General features: G+C 69.3%; 25 protein-coding genes. 6 read left to right on the top strand and 19 right to left on the bottom strand.

Translation table 11 applies throughout. From position 1 onward, the window contains the following. Positions 1-2: 2 nt before the first annotated feature. The 9 genes from ACSQ1L_RS05930 to sfsA all read right to left on the bottom strand — a co-directional run bounded on the left by ACSQ1L_RS05930 (position 3) and on the right by sfsA (position 6,078). Positions 3-920 (bottom strand): aldo/keto reductase, encoded by a 918-nt coding sequence (locus tag ACSQ1L_RS05930; RefSeq protein WP_435992915.1) that lies wholly within the window; start codon positions 918-920, stop codon positions 3-5. Positions 921-922: 2 nt separating this feature from the next. Further along, entirely contained in the window at positions 923-1,162 is a 240-nt protein-coding gene (locus ACSQ1L_RS05925; protein ID WP_435992913.1) for a BolA/IbaG family iron-sulfur metabolism protein, read from the bottom strand. A 63-nt stretch (positions 1,163-1,225) separates the two neighbouring features. After that, complete coding sequence (locus ACSQ1L_RS05920; protein ID WP_435992910.1) at positions 1,226-1,744, bottom strand: GNAT family N-acetyltransferase; 519 nt, start codon at positions 1,742-1,744, stop codon at positions 1,226-1,228. Continuing rightward, positions 1,741-2,736, bottom strand: coding sequence for a N(4)-(beta-N-acetylglucosaminyl)-L-asparaginase (locus ACSQ1L_RS05915; protein WP_435992908.1), 996 nt, complete (start codon positions 2,734-2,736; stop codon positions 1,741-1,743). The genes ACSQ1L_RS05920 and ACSQ1L_RS05915 overlap by 4 nt, the downstream gene beginning before the upstream one ends. Positions 2,737-2,776: 40 nt before the next feature. After that, positions 2,777-3,337, bottom strand: coding sequence for a hypothetical protein (locus tag ACSQ1L_RS05910; protein ID WP_435992906.1), 561 nt, complete (start codon positions 3,335-3,337; stop codon positions 2,777-2,779). A gap of 12 nt (positions 3,338-3,349) precedes the next feature. Next, entirely contained in the window at positions 3,350-4,072 is a 723-nt protein-coding gene (gene radC / locus ACSQ1L_RS05905) for a RadC family protein (protein WP_435992904.1), read from the bottom strand. After that, positions 4,069-4,479, bottom strand: coding sequence for a hypothetical protein (locus ACSQ1L_RS05900; RefSeq protein ID WP_435992902.1), 411 nt, complete (start codon positions 4,477-4,479; stop codon positions 4,069-4,071). Before ACSQ1L_RS05900 ends, radC begins: the two co-directional genes overlap by 4 nt. A gap of 31 nt (positions 4,480-4,510) precedes the next feature. Beyond that, on the bottom strand, positions 4,511-5,332 hold the full coding sequence (gene map, locus ACSQ1L_RS05895) for a type I methionyl aminopeptidase (protein WP_435992900.1): 822 nt from the start codon (positions 5,330-5,332) through the stop codon (positions 4,511-4,513). A 23-nt stretch (positions 5,333-5,355) separates the two neighbouring features. Continuing rightward, entirely contained in the window at positions 5,356-6,078 is a 723-nt protein-coding gene (gene sfsA / locus ACSQ1L_RS05890) for a DNA/RNA nuclease SfsA (protein WP_435992898.1), read from the bottom strand. 26 nt (positions 6,079-6,104) lie between these two features. Between sfsA and ACSQ1L_RS05885 the strand changes: the two genes are divergently transcribed. Then, positions 6,105-6,857 (top strand): competence/damage-inducible protein A, encoded by a 753-nt coding sequence (locus ACSQ1L_RS05885; RefSeq protein WP_435992896.1) that lies wholly within the window; start codon positions 6,105-6,107, stop codon positions 6,855-6,857. On the opposite strand, the gene ACSQ1L_RS05880 is transcribed toward ACSQ1L_RS05885, so the two are convergent. From ACSQ1L_RS05880 to fliI, 3 genes are read right to left on the bottom strand one after another with little or no spacing between them, the layout of a single operon-like run. Continuing rightward, the gene (locus ACSQ1L_RS05880) at positions 6,854-7,954 is read right to left on the bottom strand and encodes an endo-1,4-beta-xylanase (RefSeq protein WP_435992894.1); all 1,101 of its coding nucleotides are present in this window, start codon (positions 7,952-7,954) and stop codon (positions 6,854-6,856) included. The genes ACSQ1L_RS05885 and ACSQ1L_RS05880 overlap by 4 nt on opposite strands. Next, positions 7,944-8,354, bottom strand: coding sequence for a flagellar export protein FliJ (locus tag ACSQ1L_RS05875; RefSeq protein ID WP_435992892.1), 411 nt, complete (start codon positions 8,352-8,354; stop codon positions 7,944-7,946). The genes ACSQ1L_RS05880 and ACSQ1L_RS05875 overlap by 11 nt, the downstream gene beginning before the upstream one ends. Before the next feature lie 13 nt (positions 8,355-8,367). After that, the gene (fliI, locus tag ACSQ1L_RS05870; protein WP_435992890.1) at positions 8,368-9,708 is read right to left on the bottom strand and encodes a flagellar protein export ATPase FliI; all 1,341 of its coding nucleotides are present in this window, start codon (positions 9,706-9,708) and stop codon (positions 8,368-8,370) included. 151 nt (positions 9,709-9,859) lie between these two features. Between fliI and cysK the strand changes: the two genes are divergently transcribed. From cysK to ACSQ1L_RS05855, 3 genes are all read left to right on the top strand, one after another. Beyond that, complete coding sequence (gene cysK, locus ACSQ1L_RS05865; protein ID WP_435992888.1) at positions 9,860-10,840, top strand: cysteine synthase A; 981 nt, start codon at positions 9,860-9,862, stop codon at positions 10,838-10,840. Positions 10,841-10,888: 48 nt separating this feature from the next. Beyond that, positions 10,889-12,106 (top strand): DUF2336 domain-containing protein, encoded by a 1,218-nt coding sequence (locus tag ACSQ1L_RS05860; RefSeq protein ID WP_435992886.1) that lies wholly within the window; start codon positions 10,889-10,891, stop codon positions 12,104-12,106. A gap of 160 nt (positions 12,107-12,266) precedes the next feature. Next, positions 12,267-12,698 (top strand): MucR family transcriptional regulator, encoded by a 432-nt coding sequence (locus ACSQ1L_RS05855; RefSeq protein ID WP_435992884.1) that lies wholly within the window; start codon positions 12,267-12,269, stop codon positions 12,696-12,698. Between the two features lie 64 nt (positions 12,699-12,762). Here the strand turns inward: ACSQ1L_RS05855 and ACSQ1L_RS05850 are convergent, their stop codons facing one another. The 7 genes from ACSQ1L_RS05850 to ACSQ1L_RS05820 form a co-directional block, all read right to left on the bottom strand. Further along, complete coding sequence (locus ACSQ1L_RS05850; protein ID WP_435992882.1) at positions 12,763-13,869, bottom strand: DUF2336 domain-containing protein; 1,107 nt, start codon at positions 13,867-13,869, stop codon at positions 12,763-12,765. Further along, on the bottom strand, positions 13,866-14,699 hold the full coding sequence (locus tag ACSQ1L_RS05845; RefSeq protein WP_435992880.1) for a hypothetical protein: 834 nt from the start codon (positions 14,697-14,699) through the stop codon (positions 13,866-13,868). Before ACSQ1L_RS05845 ends, ACSQ1L_RS05850 begins: the two co-directional genes overlap by 4 nt. Before the next feature lie 79 nt (positions 14,700-14,778). Further along, a complete protein-coding gene (locus ACSQ1L_RS05840) occupies positions 14,779-15,531 on the bottom strand; it encodes an ABC transporter permease (RefSeq protein ID WP_435992878.1) in 753 nt (250 codons plus the stop codon). After that, positions 15,528-16,307 carry an ABC transporter ATP-binding protein gene (locus ACSQ1L_RS05835; protein ID WP_435992876.1) on the bottom strand — a complete coding sequence of 260 codons (780 nt, stop codon included), beginning with the start codon at positions 16,305-16,307 and terminating at the stop codon, positions 15,528-15,530. The genes ACSQ1L_RS05840 and ACSQ1L_RS05835 overlap by 4 nt, the downstream gene beginning before the upstream one ends. After that, positions 16,300-17,340 carry an ABC transporter substrate-binding protein gene (locus ACSQ1L_RS05830; RefSeq protein ID WP_435992874.1) on the bottom strand — a complete coding sequence of 347 codons (1,041 nt, stop codon included), beginning with the start codon at positions 17,338-17,340 and terminating at the stop codon, positions 16,300-16,302. Before ACSQ1L_RS05830 ends, ACSQ1L_RS05835 begins: the two co-directional genes overlap by 8 nt. Before the next feature lie 592 nt (positions 17,341-17,932). Further along, positions 17,933-18,943 (bottom strand): alpha/beta hydrolase, encoded by a 1,011-nt coding sequence (locus tag ACSQ1L_RS05825; protein ID WP_435992872.1) that lies wholly within the window; start codon positions 18,941-18,943, stop codon positions 17,933-17,935. 43 nt (positions 18,944-18,986) lie between these two features. Continuing rightward, a complete protein-coding gene (locus tag ACSQ1L_RS05820; protein ID WP_435992870.1) occupies positions 18,987-20,813 on the bottom strand; it encodes an ABC-F family ATP-binding cassette domain-containing protein in 1,827 nt (608 codons plus the stop codon). 37 nt (positions 20,814-20,850) lie between these two features. On the opposite strand from ACSQ1L_RS05820, the gene ACSQ1L_RS05815 reads away from it, so the two are divergent. Both ACSQ1L_RS05815 and ACSQ1L_RS05810 read left to right on the top strand, forming a co-directional pair. Next, positions 20,851-21,342 (top strand): YcgN family cysteine cluster protein, encoded by a 492-nt coding sequence (locus ACSQ1L_RS05815; RefSeq protein WP_435992868.1) that lies wholly within the window; start codon positions 20,851-20,853, stop codon positions 21,340-21,342. A gap of 131 nt (positions 21,343-21,473) precedes the next feature. Further along, a complete protein-coding gene (locus ACSQ1L_RS05810; RefSeq protein WP_435992866.1) occupies positions 21,474-23,789 on the top strand; it encodes a PAS domain-containing protein in 2,316 nt (771 codons plus the stop codon). Positions 23,790-23,915: the final 126 nt, after the last annotated feature.

Below are 23,915 nucleotides of genomic sequence, written 5' to 3'. Positions count from 1 at the left end.
GCTCAGGCGGCCTTGGCGCCGGCCACACGGGCCATCTCGATCTGGGCGGCGAGGCCCGGCGGCATGTCGCGGTCAGGCACCATGGCCAGCATGTTCAGCCGCTCCATGTCGCTGGCCCGAATCAGCACGCTGGACACCGACGGATCGGTCAGGGCGTAGGCCAGGCAGATGGCCTCGGCCGGCCAGTTGTTGGTGCGGTGCAGGAAGGCGAAGGTGCCGGCGTGGGCCAGCGGATTGTCCTTCGTCTTCGGGCCGCCGAAGCCGAACAGCCCCTTCTTGGGCTGGTGCACGGCGGCGGCCTTCTTCGCCGTGTCGAGACTCTCGGGGAAATAGCCATAGACGAAAATGGCCATGTCCGCTTCCTGGGCGGCGCGCAGGCGCGAGCGGATCTGCCACGGCGAATTGACGTGGAAGGGCGTGGCCAGCACATCGAAGGCGCCGGTCGAGACGTAGGTGTCCATCACCGCATCCTCGCCGGAAATGCCCAGCAGACGGATCCGTTCGCTGGCGCGCAGGGCCTTGAGGGCGCTGAGGGTCGGTTGCGGCAACTCATGGTCGGCCGGTTCGTCGAGGATGGCCAGGTCGAACCAGCCCAGGCCCGATATGTTCAGCGCCCGGTCGATGGCGGAGGTGATGCCCTCGGCCGAAAAGTCGCGGTCCGAGCCGCGGCGGCCGTCGCCGGCGCCGAGGGTGAGGGAGACCTGGACCAGCTTGCGGTCGACGTGTTTCAGCGCCTGGCCGAGAATTTCCGCCAGCACCGGGTCGGCGGTTTCGAGACGGTAGCTGTTGATGCCGGCTTCCAGCGCCGAATAGATCAGCTCACGCCCCGCCTCGGGACCGTGGGCGATGTCGCGGGGGCCGAGGCTCAGCGTCAGCGCCGAGACCGCCTGACCCGCCGGTCCGAAGGGACGGTAGCGCATGTTCAGTCTCCTGCCGGGGCCGAGGTTTCGAGCGCCAGTGCGTGCAGTTCGCCGCCCATCTTGCCCTTCAGCGCCGCATAGACGAGCTGGTGCTGACGCACCCGGGGCAGGCCCGCGAATGCCGTCGAGACGATGCGGGCGCGATAGTGGTCGCCGTCGCCCGCCAGATCGTCGATGACGATCTCGGCGTCGGGAAAGGCTTCGGTCAAATGGCCGCGAAGCTCTTCGACAGGCATGGGCATGGGGCGGGCGGTCTCCGGATTCGCCGGGCAGAATGGCGCGGAAACCTTAATGTCCGGCTACGCTCAGGCGGCCAGTCGCTCGAACAGGACCACCGGCTCGCCCTTGTAGGTCGTCTCGATGTAGGGCGCGTAGCCGGCGCGCGTCGCAAGGGTGATCGAGGGGGCGTTGTCGGGCGAGATCATGCACACTGTGCGCGGCGCGTTCAGGGCGTCGTCGCACCAGGCCAGCGCGGCCGACAGGGCCTCGAAGGCCATGCCCTGGCCCTGGAAGCGCGGGTTGAGGCCCCAGCCGAGTTCGGGGGCGTCGAAGGGCGGGTCGAGCACCCGATGGAAGTCCAGCACGCCGACGCTGCCGACGTATTCGCCCGTATCCTTGAGCCGGACGGTCCAGTTGCCGTGGCCGAGCGCCTCCCAGTGGCCGATGTCGCGCAGCAACCTGAACCAGACGTCCTCGCTGGTCAGCGGTTCGGGAAAGATGTGCCGGACGAAGGCCGGATCCGCCCACAGACCCTTGAGGTCGTCGTAGTCGGCGACGTCCACCGGGGTCAGGGTCAGGCGTTCGGTGATCAGGGTGCTGGTCATGGCGTCTCGAACAGGGCTCCGGCGCGCTCGATGCGGGTGCGGCCGGCGGCGTCGGTGACAGCGTAGGTGAAGCCGGGCTGAAGCGCGAACCCTCCGACGCCACCCTGTTTGTCCATGGCCAGCAGAGCCACCTGCGAACCCGCGACCCTGGCGCCGCGCAGCCGGGCCAGCCGTTCGATGACGCGGCGGCAGGCGGCGGCGGGGGCAAGGCCCGCGCGCATGCCTTCCACCACTGCGTGCGAGCCCGCCACGCGGACGACGTCCTCGCCGACGCCGGTGGCGGTGGCGCCGCCGACCTCGTCGTCGACATAGAGGCCGGCCCCGATCAGGGGGCTGTCGCCGACCCGGCCGCGCATCTTGAAGGCCATGCCGGAGGTGGTGCACGCCCCGGCCATGCGATGGGCGGCGTCAATGGCCAGCAGGCCGATGGTGTCGTGGTTGCCCGGGCCGCCGGGCCGGCCGCCCCAGTCGGCGTTCTCACTGTTGATGCGCGGGGCGTAGTCGGCGGTCTTCAGCCATTCCCGCCAGGCCGCCTCGGCGCGCGGGGTGAGCAGGTCGCGGGTCTCGAACCCCTGTTCGACGGCGAAGGTCCGGGCGCCCTCGCCCGCCAGCATGGTGTGCGGCGTGCGCTCCATCACCCGGCGGGCCACCGAGACGGCGTGGACCACGTCCTCAAGCGCGCAGACGGCGCCGATGTCGCCGGCCCAGGTCATGACGCAGGCGTCCAGCGTCACCCGACCGTCGCGGTCGGGCAGACCGCCGAGACCGACCGAACTGTTGCTCTCGTCCGCCTCGGCCACGCGCCCGCCCGCCTCGACCATGTCGAGCGCCGAGCCGCCGTTCGCGTGCGCCGCCAGACCGGCCGCGTTGGCGGCCGCGCCGAAATCCCAGGTGGAGACCATGACCGCCGGAGCGGCGGCCTGGGCGGCGACTCCCCCCGCCAGGGCGGAAAGAGGCGCGCAGGCCAGGACGGAGCGGCGGGTCGGTGTCATCGGCGACTCTTAGCGCGGCTTCCGGCCGCACTGGAACCAGCTAGTGAACACCGCCCGAGTTTGCGGTGCGCCGGGTGTCAGTCGCGACCCAATTATCAATCCAGCTCCGGCCGCCATCGGCTGACCAGGATTGCACGAAGCGAGCCGAATCGGCGGTGACATCGGAGATGACGAACCGCACCATCACGACGCGCCCGTCGATCGTGTCCTGCCCGTAGAACTCACCGCGCCCGTCTGTGAAGCCGCCATAGATCGGCGCCGTAAGCATCCCGTCGTTCATGCTGGCGAAGTTGATGCTCCATTGGCTGGAACGCGGATTGAAGAGTCTCAGCGCGACGCCTTCGACCCGGGCGCCAGCGGCGCTTGCGAGCGACAGATCAACCGTGTTGGCGCGGCCCTGTGAAAGCGGCCGTACATCGGAGGTCCCATCGAACACCGCCCAGGGCGCATCGGCGTCGAGGGGGGCGCGGACTTCGACATGGGTGTCCCACAGGCCGACTTCCCAATCGAAATCATCCGCACCGGGGTTCGGGGCCGTCTGGGCCAGAACGGTCGCGGGGGTCAGCGCCAACAGGCAGGCAAGGGCCAGGGCTCGTAACATGTCGCCTCCTCTTCACATCAGGCCGAGTTGCTTGAAGCTGGCCACGCCGTCGCGGCCGACGATCAGGTGGTCATGCACCGACACCTCGAGGGCGCGGGCGGCCTCGATGATCTGGCGGGTCATCTCAATGTCGGGACGGGACGGGGTCGGGTCGCCCGAGGGATGGTTGTGGACGATGATCATCGACTTGGCCGACAACTCCAGCGCCCGCCGCACCACCTCGCGCGGATAGACCGGGGCATGGTCGACGGTGCCGCGATTCTGGATCTCGTCGAGGATCAGTTGGTTGCGGTTGTCGAGGTAGAGGACCCGAAACTGCTCGCGCGGCTCGTGCTGGAGAGACAGGCGGACATAGGAGAGCAGGGCGGTCCAGGACGAGATCACCGTGCGCTTGCTGGTTTCTTCCCTGGCGACGCGACGGGACACCTCGTGCAGGGCGGTCAGGTCCAACGCGGTTTCAGCGCCGATGCCCTTGATCCGACCGCGCGCATCCTCGGCCCTGACGGTCATCAGGTCCTCGACCGAGGCCGCCAGCACCGCCGCCAGCGAGCCGAACCGGGCCAGCAGGGCCTTGGCGATCGGCTTGACGTCGCCTTGGGGCTGGCTGCGGAACAGGAAGAGTTCGAGCAGTTCGTAGTCGGGGAGGTGGTGCAGGCCGGCGCCGCGGGCGCGCTCACGAAGACGCTCGCGGTGCCCGGCGTGGTGGGGAGTCGTGGAGGCCGACGCCTGGGTCATGCCGTCGATCTCGAAATCTCGAGGGCGATGCCGGCGGCGAGAAGGGCTGGATACGCGAAAGGAAGGGCGACCGAGAGCCAGAAGCCGAGCCCGAACATCCGGCGGCGATAGCCGTTGACGTCGGCTGGATGAAGGACCGCCTCAGAAAGCGGGCCAAGCAGATAGCAGAGGTTCGCCGCCGCCATCACCAGCAGATAGGCTATGCCCTGGATCAATACGGTGAAGAGGGTGACCTCCGGATTGTCGGTCCGAAAGGGAAGCAGGGCGCCAAGTGTCCAAATGATCGCCGCCGCCATGGCCCATGCCGACCAGCCGGCTGCGGCCAGCGCGATATTGTACCGGAGGCGGCGGGCTTCCCACCACTTCCACGCGTCCGCTGTTTGGGTAGATGCCAGAGTTTCAGTCATGCGCCTCCCCTTCAGGAGAGGCAGCCTAGGCTCAGAATTTCGGCCGGAACAGCCCCGCCGGGCTGGCGCTGAAGATCTCGATGCCGTCTTCGGTGACGCCAATGGAGTGCTCGCACTGGGCCGACAGAGACTTGTCGCGGGTGACGGCGGTCCAGCCGTCGGACAGAACCTTCACGTGCGGCTTGCCCAGGTTCACCATCGGCTCGACGGTGAAGAACATGCCGGCCTTGAGCGTCGCGCCCTCGCCGCGGCGGCCGTAGTGCAGGACGTTGGGGCTGTCATGGAACAGCCGGCCGATGCCGTGGCCGCAGAAGTCGCGGACGACGGACATGCGGTTGGCCTCGACGACCTGCTGGATGGCGTAGCCGATGTCGCCGAAGGTGGCGCCGGGCTTGATCACGGCGAGACCCGCCTCGAGCGAGTCATAGGTGACGTCGATCAGCTTGCGGGCGCGGGCGTTGATCTGGCCGACCGGATACATGCGGCTGGAGTCGCCGTGCCAGCCATCGACGATGACCGTGTGGTCGATGTTGACGATGTCGCCGTCCTTGAGAACCTTGTCGCCCGGGATGCCGTGGCAGACCACGTGGTTGATCGAGGTGCAGACGGTCTTCTCGTAGCCCTTGTAGCCGAGGCAGGCGGGCAGGGCGCCGTGGTCGAGGGTGAACTCGCGGATGCGGTCGTCGATCTCGCCGGTGGTGACGCCCGGGACCACGTACGGCGTGATCATGTCGAGCGCCTCGGCGACCAGGCGGCCGGCCTTGCGCATGCCCTCGAAGGCCTCGGCGTCGTGAACGCGAATCTCGTGGGTGCGGACGAAGGCGTCGTCGTCCAGTTCGGGGGTCTCGTACATCGGTCTCTTTCGGCGGGGCCCGGTCACGGGTGGGGCCGCCATGGCAGGGCGCGATCGAGGCGGATCGCTTCGGGGCTCAGGTGGCAACTATAGCATAGAACCTCAACCCCACGCGACGCGGCGTCGCGCAGGGCGGGGCCGTAGGCGCGATCGATGTCGTCGGCTGTGGTGAAGGAGTCGCAGTCCATGCGCTGGACGATGAACAGCATGACGGCGCGGCCGCCGGCCTCCACCACCCGCTCCAGCGCCTTCAGGTGTTTGACGCCGCGGACGGTGTTGCAGTCGGGGAACTCGGCCAGCGGCGGGGTGCGGCTGAAGTGGCAGTTCTTGATCTCGACCCAGCATGAGGGTCGCTGCAGGGCGTCCGGATCGCTCTGCAGCAGGATGTCGATACGGCTGTTCTCGTCGTAGCGCACCTCGCGGCGGAGGACCGGATAGCCGGTCAGTTCCGGAATCTGGCCGCGCGGAATGGCCGCCTCGGCGATGCGGTTGGGATTGAGGGTGTTGACGCCGACGGGCCCGGCGCCGGGCAGGACAACGGCCTCCATCGTCAGCGGCAGTTTGCGCCTGGGGTCGAGAGAGCGGGACAGCCAGACCGGCAGGCCGGGCGCGGTCAGGCCCAGCATGGCGCCGGGGTTGGGGACGTGGACGGTGGTCTCGCGGCCGTCCTCGAACGCCACGTCGGCGAGGAAGCGCTTGTAGCGGCGGATCAGGGTTCCGTGTTCGAGAGGCGACTTGAAGCGCATGGGCGAGGGTCTACTAGCTGGTCGCCATGACCAACGCATCCCCCACTGCCGCCGTCCTGATCATCGGCGACGAAGTGCTGTCCGGACGGACGCAGGACACCAATCTGAACACCATCGCCCGGTTCCTGGCGGCGCTGGGGATCGACCTTCTGGAGGCCAGGACAGTCGGGGATCGCAAGCCGCAGATCGTCGAGGCGCTGAACGCGCTGCGGGCAGGGCACGACTATGTCTTCACCACGGGCGGCATCGGGCCGACGCATGACGACATCACCGCCGACGCCGTGGCGACGGCGTTCGGCGCAGCCCTGCCGGAGCACCCGGAGGCGTTGGCCATACTGGAGCGGCGGTATGGCGCCGAACTCAATGCGCCACGGCGGCGGATGGCGCGGATTCCGGAGGGTGGCGCGCTGATCGCCAATCCGGTCACCGATGCGCCGGGCTTCCAGATCGGCAACGTGTTCGTGATGGCCGGGGTGCCGAAGATCATGACCGCCATGCTGGAGGATGTGGCGCCGCGCCTGAGGACGGGCGCGGTGGTGCACGCACGGACGGTGCGCGTGACCGGCGTCGGCGAGGGCAGCGTGGCGGACATCCTTTCAGCGGCGGCACGGGCGAACCCCGACCTCAGCTTCGGCAGCTATCCGTTCGGAGCGGGGACGGTGGGAGAGATCGGCGCCCACCTGGTCGTTCGGGGACGCGACGAGGGAGCGGTGGAGGCGGCCACGGCGGCGCTGCTGGAGGCGTTGGAACTCGCCGGGGTCGTGGCGACCGCCGTTTAGGCTCCGGCGCGGCCGGTGAAGGCGTCGACTACGGCTTGATACGCCGGGTTGGGACCGCCGGCGGCGTCGAGGAGGACGGGGCTCTCGTCGGGGCGGTTCTTGCCCTCCTCGCGTAGGAGCCAGCTGTCGATGTCGCGCAGGCCCCAGGTGGTGAAGGCGTAGCGTTGGCGTTGGGGCAGGGCCATGAAAGCCTCGGCCAGTTCGCCGACGCGGGCGACCTGCTGGGCGCGGCGTTCGGCGGTGGAGCGCAGGTCGGGCAGTTGGCCGCCGTCGCGCTGCATCGGGAAGTCCAGCTCGGAAATGTGGATGGGCAGGCCCAGGGACGCGGCGTCGCGCATGAAAGCCGTGATCTGGCCGGCCGGAATCTCGATGTTGAGGTGCGACTGGGTCCCGATGCCGCCGATCGGGGCGCCCAGTTTGAGCAGGCGTTCGACCAGCTTGAGGAAGGTCGCACCCTTCCGGGGAATGTTCTCGAGGTTGTACTCGTTGAGGAACAGGACGGCGTCGGGATCGGCGGCGCGGGCCTGTTCGAAGGCGCGGACCATGTAGCCGTCCATACCGAGTGCACGGCTCCAGTGGCAGTCGCGCAGGCCGTCGCCATCCTCGGCCACCGGCTCGTTGACCACGTCCCAGCCGGCCATCCGGCCCCGATAGCGGCTGACGAAGCTGGAGATGTAGCGGTCGAATTCGGCGGCGAAACGGGCGCGGGGGACGTCGTCGTTGAAGACGTCGCCGCCCTGCGAATACCAGATCAGGGTATGGCCGTGGACCCGCAAGCCGTTGTCGCGGGCGAAGGCGACCATGCGGTCCGAGGCCGAGAAGTCATGGGTGAAGCCCGGCCCGAGGGTGCGCTCCATCTTCTGCTCCCACTCGGGGGTGAGCTGGGAGCAGTGGCGCCGGACCTGTTCGACCCAGTCGGCCTGGTCGAGCTGCCAGGTCATGCCGATGGCGCCGAACGGGCAGGGCGTAATGGATTTCAGCGGGGCGGCCGGGGGACCGGCGGCGGGTTCGGCGGCGGCGAAGCGGTCGCAGGCGGCGAGAGCGATTGGCGCCGCCAGAAGGGCGCGGCGGTTCAGGCGGGGCGGGTCAGCCCGCACGACGCCTGAGGCCCAGTTCGTCGAAGGCGGCGGTCTCGCGCTTGCCGGCGGCGATCAGGCGGTTCAGGCGAGTGGTCTCGGCGACGTGCTCGAACTTCTTCAGCTCCTCGAAGGCGCCGGTGAGGGCGTCGCGGGCGCCCTCCTCCTCGGCCTCGATCTCGACGACGTCGGCGAGGGCGGCGGATTTGCGGGCCTTCCAGCCGTTCAGATAAGCCTGCAGCAGCAGGGCGGCCTCGGCGTCGTCGCGGGCGCGTTCCTGTTCGATCTCGGCCTCGGCCTCGAGCACGGCGATACGCATCTCGGCGGAGGCTCTACGGGCGGTGATTTCGGCGAGGCGCTTCTGCAACGTCTCGACCTCGTAGTTGGAGATGCGGATCAGGGATTGGGCCCAAGCGGTCATGCTGCGTCTCCGGTCACGGGATCATTCCCTGATTGAGAATGGTTTCCAGACGGTCAAAGGAATCGGCCAGGCGCGTCACGTCATGGTGATCCTGGCCGAGGAAGGCTTCAAGCGCCGGGTTCAGGGCGATGGCGCGGTCGACGATCGGATCGGCGCCGGTGCGGTAGGCGCCGATGCGGATCAGCTCTTCCATGTTGGAATAGGCGCTCAGGCATTGGCGCGCCCGGCGGTTCAGCTCGCGCTCGGGCGGCGTCTGGCAGGCGGGCAGGGTGCGGCTGACGGACTTGAGCACGTCGATGGCCGGGAAGCGGCCGCGCTCGGCGATCTTGCGGTCCATGACGATGTGGCCGTCGAGGATGCCTCGCACCGCGTCGGCGATGGGCTCGTCATGGTCGCCGCCGTCGACCAGCACCGTGAACAGGGCGGTGATCGGGCCGGCGGTGGTGCCGTCGGGGCGGACCGGACCAGGGCCGGCGCGCTCCAGCAGCTTGGGCAGTTCGGTGAAGACGGTCGGCGTGTAGCCCTTGGTGGTCGGCGGCTCGCCGGCGGCGAGGCCGATCTCGCGCTGGGCCATGGCGAAGCGGGTGACCGAATCCATCAGGCACAGCACCTCGAGGTCCTGGTCGCGCAGGAATTCGGCGATGGCCATGGTCATGTAGGCGGCCTGGCGGCGCTTGAGGGCCGGTTCGTCGGAGGTGGCGACGACGACAATGGCGCGGCGCAGGCCCTCTTCGCCCAACGTCTCCTCGATGAATTCGCGGACCTCGCGGCCGCGTTCGCCGATCAGGCCGACCACCACCACATCGCAGGTCGCCTGCCGGGCCAGCATCGACAGCAGCACCGACTTGCCGACGCCGGAGCCGGCGAAGATGCCGAGGCGCTGGCCCCGGCAGGTGGTGGTGAAGACGTCCATGGCGCGGACGCCGAGATCCAGCCGCTCGCCGACGCGGCCGCGCGAGTGGGCCGGGGGCGGGGGGGCGCGGAGCGGATAGGCGGCTGGGCCGGTGGGCAGAGGGCCCTTGCCGTCGATGGGCTGACCGAAGGCGTCGATGATGCGGCCGAGCCAGGCGGTGGTCGGGCGCACGCTGGCGGCGGCAGCGATGATGCGGATGTCGGCGCCGGGGGCGACGCCCTCGACCGGGCCGAACGGCATCAGCAGGGCCTTGGCGTCGCGGAAGCCGACCACCTCGGCGGGCAGGGGCGACAGATGGCGGCGGTCTATTTCGGCCCGGGCCCCGACGGCGAGGCGGGACAGGCCGCCCTTCGACTCGATCAGCAGGCCGTTCACGCCCGCGACCTTGCCGGTCACGACCAATGGGTCGATCGCTTCGACGGCGGCGGCGAGATTGCGCAAGAACGGCCCCTGGAACAGCCGTTAACGGATGGGCCATCGTGGTTAACGGCCGGTGAAGGGGCCGGCGCGGGCGTCATTTCGCGCAAGTCCTTTGCGAAGGCGACGGAACGCCTATCTTGTGTCGGTCCGCCGCCATCCCGCGAGAACCCCCATGTCCGACGCCGCCTATGACCCGTCCCGCCACCTGAAAGCCGGTCGCGGCAAGATTTTCCCATCCATTCTCGACACCATCGGCGACACCCCGGTGGTCGGGCTGCCGCGGCTGTCGGCGGAATACAAACCCAAGGCGACGGTGCTGGCCAAGCTGGAGTTCTTCAATCCGGTCGGGTCGGTGAAGGACCGCATCGGCGTGGCCATGATCGATGCGCTGGAACAGGCCGGGCAGCTGGGGCCACACTCGGTGCTGATCGAGCCGACCAGCGGCAACACCGGCATCGCCCTGGCCTTCGTCGCCGCCGCCAAGGGCTACCGGCTGATCCTGGTCATGCCCGAGAGCATGTCGATCGAACGCCGCAAGATGCTGGCCCTGCTGGGCGCCGAACTGGTGCTGACCCCGGCCGAGAAGGGGATGAAGGGCGCCATCGCCACGGCGCAGGAACTGCTCGACAAGACTCCGGGGGCGGTCATCCCGTCCCAGTTCGACAACCCGGCCAATCCCGCCATCCACCGGGTCACCACCGCCGAGGAAATCTGGAACGACACCGCGGGCGAGGTCGACGTCGTCATCTCCGGCGTCGGCACCGGCGGCACCATCACCGGCGTCGGCCAGGTGCTGAAGGCGCGCAAGGCTTCGGTGCGGATGATCGCGGTCGAGCCGACGGCGTCGGCCGTGCTGTCGGGCGGCGAGCCGGGCCCGCACAAGATCCAGGGCATCGGGGCGGGCTTCATTCCCTCGATCGTCGACCGCTCGGTGATCGACGGCGTCGAGCAGGTTTCCAACGAGGACGCCTTCGACATGGCCCGCAAGGCGGCGCGGCTGGAGGGGATACCGGTCGGCATCAGCTCCGGCGCGGCCCTGGTGGCGGCCTTCCGCCAGGCGGCCCTGCCCGAGAACGCCGGCAAGATGATCGTCGCCATCATTCCCAGCTTCGCGGAACGCTATCTGTCGACAGCGCTGTTCGAGGGACTGTAGGCGACCGTCACGGGCGGTTAACCGGCCGGCCTTAACCTTCCGGTCGACATGTCCGAGCCCGCTCTCACGTCCGAGGAGGTCGCGCCAGAAGGCGGCTTCCGCGCGCGCCACGCGCTGTTGAAGCGTCTGGCCGACGTGGTCTCGTTGCCGACCAGCCGGATCAATGCGTTCGAGCGGGCGGTGACCGGTGACCTGCTGGTCGAAATGCTGCGTCTCGCGTCCCCCGAGGACCGCAAGCGGGTGGCCGTGCGCCTTGCTCCGCTGGCCGAGCTTCCAAACGTCCTGGCGCGCATGCTGTTGCGCGATGAGCCGGACATCGCCGGCCTGCTGATCGAGCAGTGCGCCTCGCTGTCGGACGCCGACCTCGTCGCCTGTGCGCGCGACGCCGGCGTCGAGCACCGGTTCCAGATGGCCAACCGCCGCGCCCTGTCCGAGGTGGTCACCGAGACCCTGCTGAGTTTCGGCGAAATTCAGGTGATCGAGGCGGTGTTGAGGAACACGACCGCGCGGCTGAGCCAGGTCGCCGTCGAGGGGGTGGTCAGCCTGAGCCGGACCGACCGGGGGCTGTGCGGCCATCTGCTGAAGCGACCCGAACTGAGGCCGTCGGGCGCTTATGTGATGTTCTGGTGGTGCGAGCCCGAAGACCGCCGAACCATCCTGCAAAGGTTCGCCGTCTCCCGCGAGGTCATGCAGGAGGTGGCTGAGGACGTCTTCGCCATGGCGGCGGAAGAGAACTGGCAGGATCCAGTGTCGCGCAAGGCGCTGCAGTTCATTGAGCGTCGGCAGCGGAACCGCGGAGCGGTGGAGAAGAGCCCCTACGGCGGGCTCGAGGAGGCGGTCGGGGCCGCCGCCGTCAACGGCCTGACCCGCGAGGTGGCGACGGAGATCGCCTATCTGTCCGGCGTCAAACCGGTCACCGGCGCCAAGATACTCGGCGATGCGGGGGGCGAACCCCTGGCCATTCTCTGCAAGGCGACCGGTCTGGCCAAGTCGGATCTGCAGGGCCTGTGGCGGTCGATGCGCCGGCCGGAGACCGCCGCCGACGGAACGCCCGATCCTGCGTGGGAGCGGGTCCAGGTCACCTATGACATGCTGGCGGTGGACCGGGCGCAGACGGTGCTGCGCTATTGGAACTGGTCCCTGTCGTCGGCCCTGACGCCGGCCCTGCTGAGGGCGATCCGCGACGGCGACGAAGACGATATCGACGACTATTCGGCGCCCGAGCGAGCGGCGATGCTGGCGCTGGCGGAAAACTTTGGCCGTTGAATCAGGCTTTAAAGTAAAAGGCCGTTAGTCTTGTAAGCAGCCGCTGTGCGCGGCGCGAATACGCTATTGCGTGAATCAGGGTTGATCTCTATTGAGCCAGCTACAGGCTGGCGGCGAACGTTCGCCTTAAACGATCAGATCACAAGGTGAGGTCGCGCGTATGGAAGACAACTCGCAACTGCTCGAGATGACCGCCGACATCGTGTCGGCCTATGTCGGCAACAACAACGTTCAGGCGGTCGAAGTGCCGGGCCTGATTTCCAGCATCCACGCCGCGCTGTCGCAGGTTTCGAGCGGGGCGGTCGAGCCCGAGCCCGAGCCCAAGGAGCCGGCGGTTCCGATCCGCAAGTCGATCACCCCGGATTACCTGATCTGTCTGGAAGACGGCCGCAAGTTCAAGTCGCTGAAGCGTCACCTGCGCACCAAATACAACATGAGCCCCGAGGAATACCGGGCCAAGTGGGGCCTGCCCAAGGACTATCCGATGGTCGCGCCGAACTACGCCAAGGCGCGTTCGGACCTGGCCAAGCAGATGGGCCTCGGCCAGGGCGGCCGCAAACCCGCCCGCGCCGGCCGTCCCGCCAAGAAGTAAATCCGGTCCGAAGGACGGTTTGCAGCGCCCGCCCCAGCGATGGGGCGGGCGTTCTGCGTTCGGGTCAGGCCGCCTGGGCCCCGCGGCGCATGCGCCAGAAGCGCAGGGTCCGGAGCGCCGCCTCGCGGCTCAGTTCGGCGTACATGCGCGCATAGGCGTGCGCCTTGGCCATGGCGTCGCCGTCGTCGTTCAGCAGCACCACCGCATAGGTCAGGAACAGGGCGCGATCGAGATCGGCGGCCTTGCAGACCACGGCGAGGGCGTCGAGCTCGCGCCGCTCGACGATCTGTCGGGCGGTGTGGAAATCAATGTCGGCCAGCTGCGCCAGCGCGATCAGGAAAGCCGTGCGGCCGCCCGTACGGTCTCCGGACCGAAGGAAGCGGGCCAGCATCTGGGGCGTCAGCTGCGAAGCGGCCCTCAGTTCCTCCACATAGGCGGAGCATTCCGCGTAGTCGGAGGGCAGGGCGCCGTCGTCGGTGGCGATGCGGGCGCGACCGGCGGCCAGGGCGCTCTCCAGCAGGGCCGGGTCCATGCTCGCGTTCTGTTCGAGAATCCGGGTCCGAAGGCGCGCCTCGACCACGAAATACATGTCGTTCAGCAGATCGGGCGGCAGGCTGGCCCGTGAGACCGTCGCCTCGTGCAGGGCCGGGTTGACCTTGGCCCGCTCGACGGCGGCTTCCGAGGCCTTGCGCGACAGCCGGGCCCCGTCGTTGCGCAGCAGGGTTCCGAGGGTTTCATCGTCGCCACGTTCGACGATGACGTCGGAGACGGCTTCAGACACCGAGGGGCGGGCCGAGACGGCGCGCAGATGGTCCTGACCATGCCGCCGCACCACGCCCAGCAGATCTTCGTCGGTGAGCACCGGGGAGGCGGCCAGAACCGCGCCGGCGACGGCCGCCTCGTCATTGGCCAGGCGGCGGATCAGGGTGTGCGGCGCATCGGGGGCGTTGGCGAAGCGCGCGGCCAACTCGGCGCGCACGGCGCTCTCCATGTCGTCGGCCAGCTTGACCAGAACAGCGTCGTAGAGGGCGTCCTCTTCGGCGCTGCGCGACGTTCCGCCGAAGAAATGGTCCGTCAGCTCCCGCAGCAGGGTGCGGCGCTTCTCGCTGGAGTCCTCCTCGGCGAGGGCGATCAGGTCGGGCAGGCGCGACAGGGTGGACGCCTCGGTCACTGGTGGTCCCCGTCGGAGGCGGCGGGCGCGGCGCGCACATTGCCATTGCGGTCACGGATGAGGGTCGGCCCCTGCTCGGGCTCGGCCAGGTCCTGCGAGGCGAGGGTGTCGATCGAACTGACCACCAGGGCGTCGACATAGGTCGGTGCGGGGATGACCAGGGCGTCCGGCTCACGTCCGTTCTGCCGGTGCACCGAATAATAGCGGCCACCGTCCTGGGACTGGGGCTCGCCCGTCGCGGCGACTTCGGCGGCGGGTCGGGCCGGCGCCGCCTCCTGCTGCATGCGGAAGATCGCGGCGTCGCGGCGGGGCGCCATCGGGTCTGAAGAGGCGGCGACCGGGGCGGCTTCATCCGGACTGACCGGCGCAGGGTAGACGACCTCGGCAGGCGTCGGCTGACTGTGGCCGCCCTGATCGGGCAGGTATTCGGGGCCGGGCCGGGGCGGCGGCGTCGTGGCTGAGGGGGACGGCGGAAGCGGGGCCGACGCCGGAGCCACGGGCGGTCGCAGCCAGGCGTTGGCGGGGGTCAGGGTCCGTGGCGCGGATCCCGGCGCAGGCGTCAGACCGCGCTGGGGCGGCGGCTCGGCCGAGGCGAAACCGCCATGGGGAATGACGCGATTGGGGCGGCGGAGGTCGGCGCGGGTCGCGGCGGGCCGGGCGGCCTGACGGTCCGCCGGGTCGGCGGCCTCGTCCCGTCCGGGCCATGACAGGTACCGAAGGCCCCGCGCCTCGCCGGCTCCCGACGCCGACTGGGCCGAGGCGGCGTCGGCGAGCGTCAGCAGGCCGGTGGCGGCGAAGGCGGCGGCGGCGAGTGTCGAGGCGCGGCGCAAAGGGGCAGGCTCCGGGCGGAAACAGGAGCGCCATGGTAGCCGCGCGGGGCTTAACCCGTCGCTAACGGGCGACGCCGGTTCAGGCCAGCCAGCGCCGCGCTCCGCGTTCCAGCGCGGCCACGACGGCATTGAGCGCCAGACCCATGATCATCAGGCAGGCGAGGGCCGCCAGCATGTCGGCCGTGCGCAGCCGGTTGCCGGCCTCGAGCAGCCGCCAGGCCAGCCCCTGCGTCGCGCCGGAGCCGGAGACGAACTCGGCCACCACGGCGCCGATCACCGACAGGCCGGCGGCGACCCTCAGGCCTTCGAGGATGAAGGGCAGGGCGGCCGGCAGGCGCAGGCGGATCAGCCGCTGAACCGGCGAGGCGCCGTAGAGATCGAACAGGCGTTCGAGGTCGGGGTCGGCGGACTTCAGGCCGGTCAGGACGCCCGAGAACAACGGAAAGAAGGCCACGGCGGCGGCGAGGGCGACCACGGCCCGGTCGGCATGGTCGAGGCCGGTCCAGATCAGCACCAGCGGGGCGATCGCGACCACGGGCGTGACCTGCAGGGCCACGGCCAGCGGCCGGACCGCCTGCTCGGCCGGGCGATGGAGCGACACCGCCAAGGCCAGGCCGCCCCCGAGCAGAAAGGCGACGACGAGGGCCTGGAAGGCCATCCAGAAGGTCGCGCCGGCGGACGAGAGCAGCAGCGGCGCGCGCTGGACCAGGGCCATGCCGACGGCGCTGGGGGGCGGCAGCAGGTAGATCGGCACGTCGAGGGCGCGGCAGGCGATTTCCCATCCCGCGAGCAGGAGAGCGGTGAGGAGCAGGGATGGGAGGAGGCGGGTCACGAGCTCCCCTCCCGGGCCTGGCTCATGGAATGCGCCAGATCGGCGGCCAATCCCTCGACCGCCGCACGATAGGCGGTGTCCGCTCGCCACCTGTCTGGTCTGGGCAGGACGCCCGGCGACGCCCGTTCCGCGACCACCCGCCCCGTGGCCGCATCGAGCACCACGGCGCGGCCCGCCAGATAGACGGCTTCCTCGACGTCGTGGGTGACGAAGACGATGGCGGGGCGCGGCGAACGCCCGGCCCACAGGCGGTGCAGGTCCTCGATCAGCCGCCGGCGGGTGACGCTGTCGAGGGCGGCGAACGGTTCGTCGAGCAGCAGCAGGTCCGGTTCGGTGACCAGGGCCCGGGCCAGCGATACGCGCATGGCCATGCCGCCGGACAGCTGCCGCGGACGGGCCGACAGCCGGTCGCCGAGGCCGACGGATTCGAGACCCGCCGTAGCCCGCCGCCGCGCTTCCTCGCGGGGCGCGCCCGCCAGTTCGAGCGGCAGGGCGACGTTCGACTGGATATCCGCCCAGGGCATCAGGGTGGCGTTCTGGAAGACGAAGCCGGTGCGGCCGTGGCCGGCGCCGCGGACCACGGCCCCTTCCGAAGGGGTTTCGAGGCCGGCGAGAAGGCGCAGGAGGGTCGACTTGCCGGCCCCCGACGCGCCGACCACTGCGACGATCTCGCCGGGCGCCACGCCGAGGTCGACCGGTCCCAGCGGCGGCCGGCCGGGATAGCGAACGACGACGTCCCGCAGCGCCGCCGCGAACGCCGATCCGGCGTCAGCCACGGCCGGGCAGGTACTGGGTCGTAAAGGCTTGGCGCCAGTCGAGGTTCGGGGGGTAGACGCCCGCCTCCGAGGTGACCTCGAAGAACGCTCGCCAGCGCTCCTCCGTCATCGTGCCCAGGCCGTATAGCGCAGCGTCGCCGCCATCGACGATGCCGTTGGCCTTCAGCTTGGCCCGGGCCTGATCGAGGATGTCCTGGGTCATGTCCGGATTGTCGCGGCGGATCAGCGCGTCGGCGGCCCTGCCGTCGCCCTGGATGTAGTCGCGCCAGCCCTCGGCCGAGGCGGCGATGAAGCTGCGCAGGGCGCGGGCGTTGTCGCGGGCGAAGGCGGTCGGGGCCAACACCATGGCGGCGTAGGAGGGATACCCCTCGTCGGCGAGCAGGAAGACCTTGGGCGTGAAACCCGCCTCCTGCTCGATGGTGTAGGGCTCGCTGGTCAGATAGCCCTGCTGCACGGCCCGCTCGTCGGCCAGGAACGGGGCGGGATTGAAGGTGTATTTGCGCACCTGGTCGTCGGTGAAGCCGTATCTGGCCTTCAACCAGACCCAGAAGGCGTTGATCGAGGCGTCGGCCAGCAGGATGGGGCGATCGCGCAGGTCGGCGATGGAGCTCAGCGACGGGTCGGGATGGGCGATCAGGACTTGGGGGTCCTTCTGGAAGAAGGCCGCGACCGCCTTCACAGGCGCGCCCTCGGCGACGAGGTTCATCGGGATGAAGCTGTTCGAGCCCATGCCGAGTTCGACGGCGCCGGAGGCCAGCAGCTGGGGCACGTTCACCGCCGGGCCGCCCTGCATGATCTGCACGTTCAGACCGCGCTTCTCGTACGCTCCGGAGGCCAGCGCCTGGTAGAAGCCGCCGTGCTCGGCCTGGGCGCGCCAGTCGGTGGCGAAGCGGAGTCGGACGCGGCCGTCGTCGTCGACCGGGGCCTCGGACCGTCCGCAAGCCGCCAGCGCCGTCGTCGCCGCCAGCGCGCCAGCGCCCGCGAGCAGGGCGCGGCGGTCGGGCGATTGAGGGCGATTCCCGCGCAGCTTCATGGCCTTGGTTTACGGCCGGGGCGGGGGGAAGGGAAGGGCATGGCGGCGACGGAGCGGGGCGAGCTCCCGCTGAACCTGTCGCCGGAATTGAGCGAGGGGACGAAGATCCCCGGCGAACCGGTTTTCCTCGTCCCCTCGCCAAGTCCGGGTTGGACTTGGCCATTGAGGTTCAGAACCCTGGCCTCGGCATCAGCGAGGCGAACCTCGGTGATGGTCGGCTGTATCCTGTCGCGCTCCTGGTCTCCGGCGTTCCACGAGGTCGAGCCCCGCGCCGTCCATCGATCCCGATCCGGTTCCCGCCGGTCACCTCTCGGGCCGAAGCCTTTGAAGGATCCTTTGGGCCTTGATCCTGCCCCCCGCTCGTTAAGGTCCGAAAACCCCCCGGTAGCATCAGGTCAGAGAGCCGGGCCGGTCCGCTTTGAGCCCCGGGTCTCCCCGGTTTTCCGCGCCGCCGTGTCCCTCGGCCTGTTGACGTTCGCGCCAAATCCGGTAGACGGCAAGCGCCCGAATCCGGCCGGCTGTGCGGAACCGCCCCGGCCCCGGTGGACAACCCTGTGCATATCTGTGGGCGGACGGAATTCGCGGAAGCGGATCAGCGGTTTGCGTTGTCCACAGAAAGCGGGTGGTTCGACAGCTCACTGGCGATCCAATCCCGGATGAAGGCTTGGGCAAGCGCGGCCGTGGGCGCGCCGAAGTGCTGAAAGCCGTGTGGAGCTTCCGGAATATCGAGCCGGGTCGCGGGCGCAGCCTCCGCCCATCGTCCCGCCATCAGGCGACTGTCATCCCGAAAGGGATCGATCTCGCCCAAGACGAAGAGGGCAGGCGGCACGCCGGTAAGGTCGGCGTAGAGCGGAGAGATGTCAGGCTGCTTGCGGGCCGCCTCGTCTCGCCCCGGCGTCAGGCGTCCCAGATCGCGCTCCAGATTCGGCCCGTCGAAGAGCAGGGCTTCGGGTCCGGCCGATCGGGCTGAAGGGGTGCCAGATAGATCAAAAACGCCCTGGACGAAGACCGCTCCAGCCAGCCGGGCGGTGGGACCCTGATCCCGCAAAGCCAACAAGGCGAGAGCGGCAAGGTGAGCTCCGGCGGACTCGCCGATCACGAAGACCCGATCCGTGCCGAACAGACGCGCCCCCTCGTCCACTGCCCAACGGAGGGCGGCGACGCAGTCCGCGACGGCGTCCGGCATCCACACGCCCCGGACATCATCCAACAGTCGATAGTCGACGGAGGCGACGGCGAAACCGGATTCGGCCAGATGGCCGGTTAACCGGTCGTTCAGGGCCGCGCTGCCGACGACCCAGCCTCCGCCGTGCAAATCGATCACGAGCGCCCGCGCCGTCCCGGAGGGCTTGAGCAGCCTCATTCCCAGCGCGCCGGCCGGTCCTGGGATCATCATGGTCGAAAGCCCGACGCCGCGTCGCTTCAGGGCGGCTTCGGTGACGGCGCCCGCAGCGTTGCTGACGACGCCGTTGAGCCGTTGCCCAAGGGCAAGCCGCCAACCCGCAGGCTTCAGCCGGGGGGCGAGCGCAAGAGCCGCGTTCACGCGCCGCGCTGCTCGGGCCTGGGCTGGCATGAGCGGCAGGGTGTGGACGGCCAAGGGCATAGGGCGAACCTAGCCCAACGCGGAGACAGCGCCACGCGTCAGGTTAGCGCGCCAGAGCTTCCCGCTTCGCTTCCAGCTCCAGCCATTCCTCCTCGGCCGCCGCCAGGAGGGTGCGGGCGCGGTCCGCGTTGGCGGTGGCGCGGTCGAAGGCCTTGCGGTCGCGGGTGTAGAGGTCAGGGTCGGCCAAGGTCGCCTCGTGGCGGGCGATGTCGGCGGGGAGGGTGGCGAGCAGGCCTTCCAGCTCCTTCAGCCGATGGGTGTCCTTGAAAGACATCTTCGCCGGCTTTTTGGGCGCGGCCGCCATGGTCGCCGGCGGGGGCATCGCCTCGGCGCGGCGGGCGGCCTCCTTGTCCTGCGGGCGCGGATTGGCGCCGGGGCGGAGGAAGCCGGGGTTCTGGCGGATGAAGTCGGTCCAGCCGCCCGGGGTCTCGACGATGTCGCCCCGGCCGTTCATGGCTATGGTCGAGGTGGCCAGGCGGTCGACGAAATCGCGGTCGTGGCTGACCAGGATCAGGGTGCCGTCATAGGACTCGAGCAGCTCCTCGAGCTTGTCGAGGGTGTCCATGTCGAGGTCGTTGGTCGGTTCGTCGAGAACCAGCATGTTGGCGGGCTTGGCCAGCGCCCGGGCGAGGAGCAGGCGGTTGCGCTCGCCGCCGGACAGGGTCGAGATCGGCTGGCGCAGCTGGCCCTCCTGGAACAGGAAGTCCTTGGCGTAGGCGGCGACGTGTTTGGACACGCCGCGCACCAGAATGGAGTCGCCGCCGCCGGGGGTCAGGGCGTCCCACAGGGTCATGTCGCTGCGCAGGCCCTCGCGGGACTGGTCGAGGTAGACGGGATCGAGGTTGGCGCCGAGGCGGACCGTGCCGCTGTCGGGCCGGAGCTCGCCGAGCAGGATTTTCACGAGAGTGGTCTTGCCGGCGCCGTTGGGGCCGACGATGGCGAGTCGGTCGCCGCGGATGACGCGCGTGGTGAAGGGCTTGATGACGGCGCGGTCGCCGAAGGCTTTGGTCACGCCCTTGAGCTCGGCGACGAGCTTGCCGGACGTCACGCCGGAATCCACGCCGAGGTTGAGTTCGCGCGGGACGTCCTTGAGCCGTTCGGCGCGGTCGGACCGCAGGGCCTCCAGAGAGCGGGCCCGGCCCTCGTTGCGGGTGCGGCGGGCGGTGATCGAGCGGTAGAAGGTCTCCGTCTCGCGCTCGATGGTCTTGGTCAGCCGTTGCAGGGACTGGGCTTCCTCTTCCTGGACCTTGGCGGCCCATTCGTCGAAGGCCGCGAAGCCCTTGTTCAGCGTGCGGACGCGGCGGCCCTCGAGCCAGTGCACGGCCTGGGTGGTGCGATTGAGGAAGGCGCGGTCGTGGCTGACCACCAGCACCGCGAAACGGGCGCTGATCAGCTCGTTCTCGAGTAGTTCGATGGCGAGGATGTCGAGGTGGTTGGTCGGCTCGTCGAGGAGCAGCAGGTCCGGCTCTTCGGCGAAGGCCTTGGCCAGGGCCGCGCGGCGGATTTCGCCGCCGGACAGGTTCACCGCGGGTTTGGCGGGGTCGAGGCCGAAGGTGGTCAGCCAGGCTTCCGCCGTCCACGGCTGGGCGTCGCCGGAGATTGCATAGTCGAGCAGGGTCCCGCCGGTGATGACCGGCTCCTGCGGCACGTAGGCGAAGCGGACGCCGGCCTGGACCGAACGTTCGCCGGCGTCGGGCTCGGCCAGGCCCATGACCAGCTTCATCAGGGTGGACTTGCCGGCGCCGTTCCGACCCACGAGCGCGGCGCGGGTGCGCGGTTCGATGGCGATGTCCACGCCGTCGAACAGCGGGCGCGGTCCGTCCTGCAGACGGACGTCCTTGAGGGCGACGAGAGGTGGACGAGCAGCCATGGATGCTTTCGGGCGGAAGGCGGAGTATGGGGAGCGCGTGGATGTAGAGCGTACCGACCCGGCCACCAAGCCCTTCTGGCAGACCAAACGTCTGGAGCAGATGACCCGCGAGGAGTGGGAGAGCCTCTGCGACGGCTGCGGGCTATGCTGTCTGGTGCGTTTCGAGGACGAGGACACGGGCAAGGTGGTGCCCACCCGGGTGCACTGCAAGCTGTTCGACGCGGAACGCTGCACCTGCACCGACTACGCCAACCGGCGCGAACAGGTGCCGGACTGCATCAAGCTGACGCCTTGGAATATCGAGGTGCTGGGCTGGATGCCGAAGTCCTGCGCCTATCGGCGGATTCACGAGGGGCGGTCGCTGGCGAACTGGCATCCGCTGGTGTCGGGCGATCCGGAGAGCGTGCACGAGGCCGGAGTGTCGGTGCGGGGGCAGACGGTGTCGGAGCTGGCCCTGAAGGACCCGGAGGACGCGCTGGACTTCGAGGCGCCGGAGTGGATCGCCGAGCGGGGCGGGGAGCCGCGCTAACCGAAATTTCGTTGTTCGCCGGGCACGGTGCCCGGATGGGAACGCAACGTCCGCCAGCGCCGCGCAATGGGACAACGGAAAGTCTGAACCTGGACAGTCCCTTCGAGCGGCTGACCGCGCTGGCCTGCGCCATGTTCGACACGCCCCACGCCATGGTCGGCCTCATCGATGGCGACCGGACGCTGTTCCGCGCCAACGTCGGCCTGAACCAGACCGAGATGCAGCGTGACAAGACCGCCACCCACCTGTTGGTGGGCATGGGGCCGGATGCCGTGTGGATTGTCGAGGACGCCTGCGAGGATGAGCGGGTTCGCAACCATCCGATGGTGGTCGGTCCTCCCGGCCTGCGCTTCTTCGCCGGCGCCACCATCGCGGACGCGGCGGGCAAGGCTGTCGGCGCCATCGGCGTCATGGACGTGAAGCCCCGGCCCCGTCCGAGCGAAGCCGATATCGGCAATCTGAGAATCCTGGCGCGGATGGCCGGCGAAATCGTGGACCAGGCGGAACTGGCCCACCGACAGTCCGAGCAACTGAAGCTGCTGAAACTGGCCGAGGAGATGGCCGGCATCGGCCAGTGGCGGATGGATGCGGAGACGCTCACATCCACCTGGTCCGACCAAGTCTATCGCATCTATGGCGTGACCCGGGAGACGTTCGATCCAAACCTGGGGGACTCGGTCGACTTCTTCCATCCCGAGGACCGGGAGATGATCCGCAGCGCGGTGATGCATGGACTGGAGACCGGCGAGGGCTTCCGGACCCGGGCCCGGCTGATCCGCGCCGACGGCGAGGAACGGCTGGTCGAGGCCCATGCGGACACCGAGCGGGGGGCTGACGGGCGGGTCGCTTCGATGTTCGGGGTCTTCCAAGACGTCACTGAACAGGAGCGGACGATCCAGCGGGTCAGCGAAAGCGAGCGCCGCTACCGGCTGCTGGCTTCGCGGGTGACCGACATCATCGTCACCTACGGCGTCGACGGTCTGGTGACCTATGTGTCGCCGTCGATCGAGACGGTGAGCGGGTACCCGCCCGAGGCGCTGGTCGGCCGACCGGTGACCGATCTGATCCATCCCGAAGACATACCCGCCCTGACCGAGAGCTTCCGGCAGTTCGTCAAGGCGCCGCCCGAGTGGCCACAGCGGGGCGTCACCTATCGCGGACTGCCACGCAATGGTCAGACGCGCTGGTTCGAGGCGCGGACCTCGATCGTGCGGGACCAGAACGGCCGGGCTGTGGAGTTCCAGGACGTGGTGCGCGATATCACCGACACCAAACGGCTGGAGCAGGAACTCACCGAGGCGCGGGACCGGGCCGAGGCCGGGGCGCGGGCCAAGTCGGAGTTTCTGGCCAATATGAGCCACGAACTGCGGACGCCGCTGACCAGTGTGATCGGGTTCTCGGGCCTGTTGCAGAAGAGCGCGGCCCTGCCAGAGGCCGAGCGGCGCTATGCCGACCGCATCGCCACCGCCAGTGAGGCGCTGCTGGGGGTCATCAACGACATACTGGATTATTCGAAGCTGGAGGCCGACGCGGTGTCTCTGGAGCCGCGGGCCTTCGACCCGGCCGGGATGGCGCGCGCCGCGGCGGCGATGGTGGAGGGTCAGTGCGAAGCACGGGGGCTGGCTCTGGCCGTCGTCCTCGATCCCGGGATCCCGCCGGCGCTGATGGGCGATGAGGGACGGTTGCGGCAGGTGACGCTCAACTTCCTGTCCAACGCCGCCAAATTCACCGCCGAGGGCGGGGTGCGACTGGAGATGTCATGGTCGGACCGGCGGTTGAGGGTGGCGGTCAGCGATACGGGGATCGGCGTGTCCGCCGACAAGATCGAGGCGCTGTTCGAGCGGTTCAGCCAGGCCGACAGTTCGACGACGCGGCTGTACGGCGGCACCGGCCTGGGTCTGTCGATCTCGCGTCGATTGATCGAACTGATGGGCGGAGAGATCGGCGCCGAGAGCCGGCCGGATGAGGGCGCGACCTTCTGGTTCGAAGTTCCGCTGACGCCAGCCGAGGCGACGGAGCCTGGGGAAGTCGCCGGGGAAGGCCCGTCGCCCCAGGGATTGAGCATCCTCATGGCGGATGACGCGGCGGCCAATCGAGAGCTGGTGACCGCGATCCTGACTGGCATGGGCGTGGCGCTGGAGACGGTGACCGACGGAGCCCAGGCGGTCGAGGCGGCCCGAAGCGGCGACTACGACCTGATCCTGATGGACGTGCATATGCCGGTGATGGATGGACTGGACGCGACGCGGGCGATCCGCGGTTTTGACGGGGCGGCGAGCCGGATCCCGATCATCGCCCTCACCGCGAACGTGCAACCCGAGCAGGTCCAGCGTTGCCGGGAGGCCGGCATGGACGACCATGTCGGCAAGCCGATCCAGATCGCTGAATTGCTGCGGGTGATCGCCGCCCGGCTGGAGCAGCGGGCCGCGGCGGCGGCCGCCGCCTGAAGGCGTGACGCTGTGCTTGCCTTTCGCGGATCTATAGTCGGATTCAGAAAATAAAAGCGTTTCTGATCATTGGCTTAATCTTTTCTCGAGCCCTTCTTCCCGCCCTATAACGCTGGGGCCGTATGA

The organism is Brevundimonas sp. LjRoot202, from assembly GCF_964253355.1.
GTDB lineage: Bacteria > Pseudomonadota > Alphaproteobacteria > Caulobacterales > Caulobacteraceae > Brevundimonas.
Note: the sequence above shows the minus strand (reverse complement) of the source record. Positions and strands in the feature narration are given on the sequence as shown.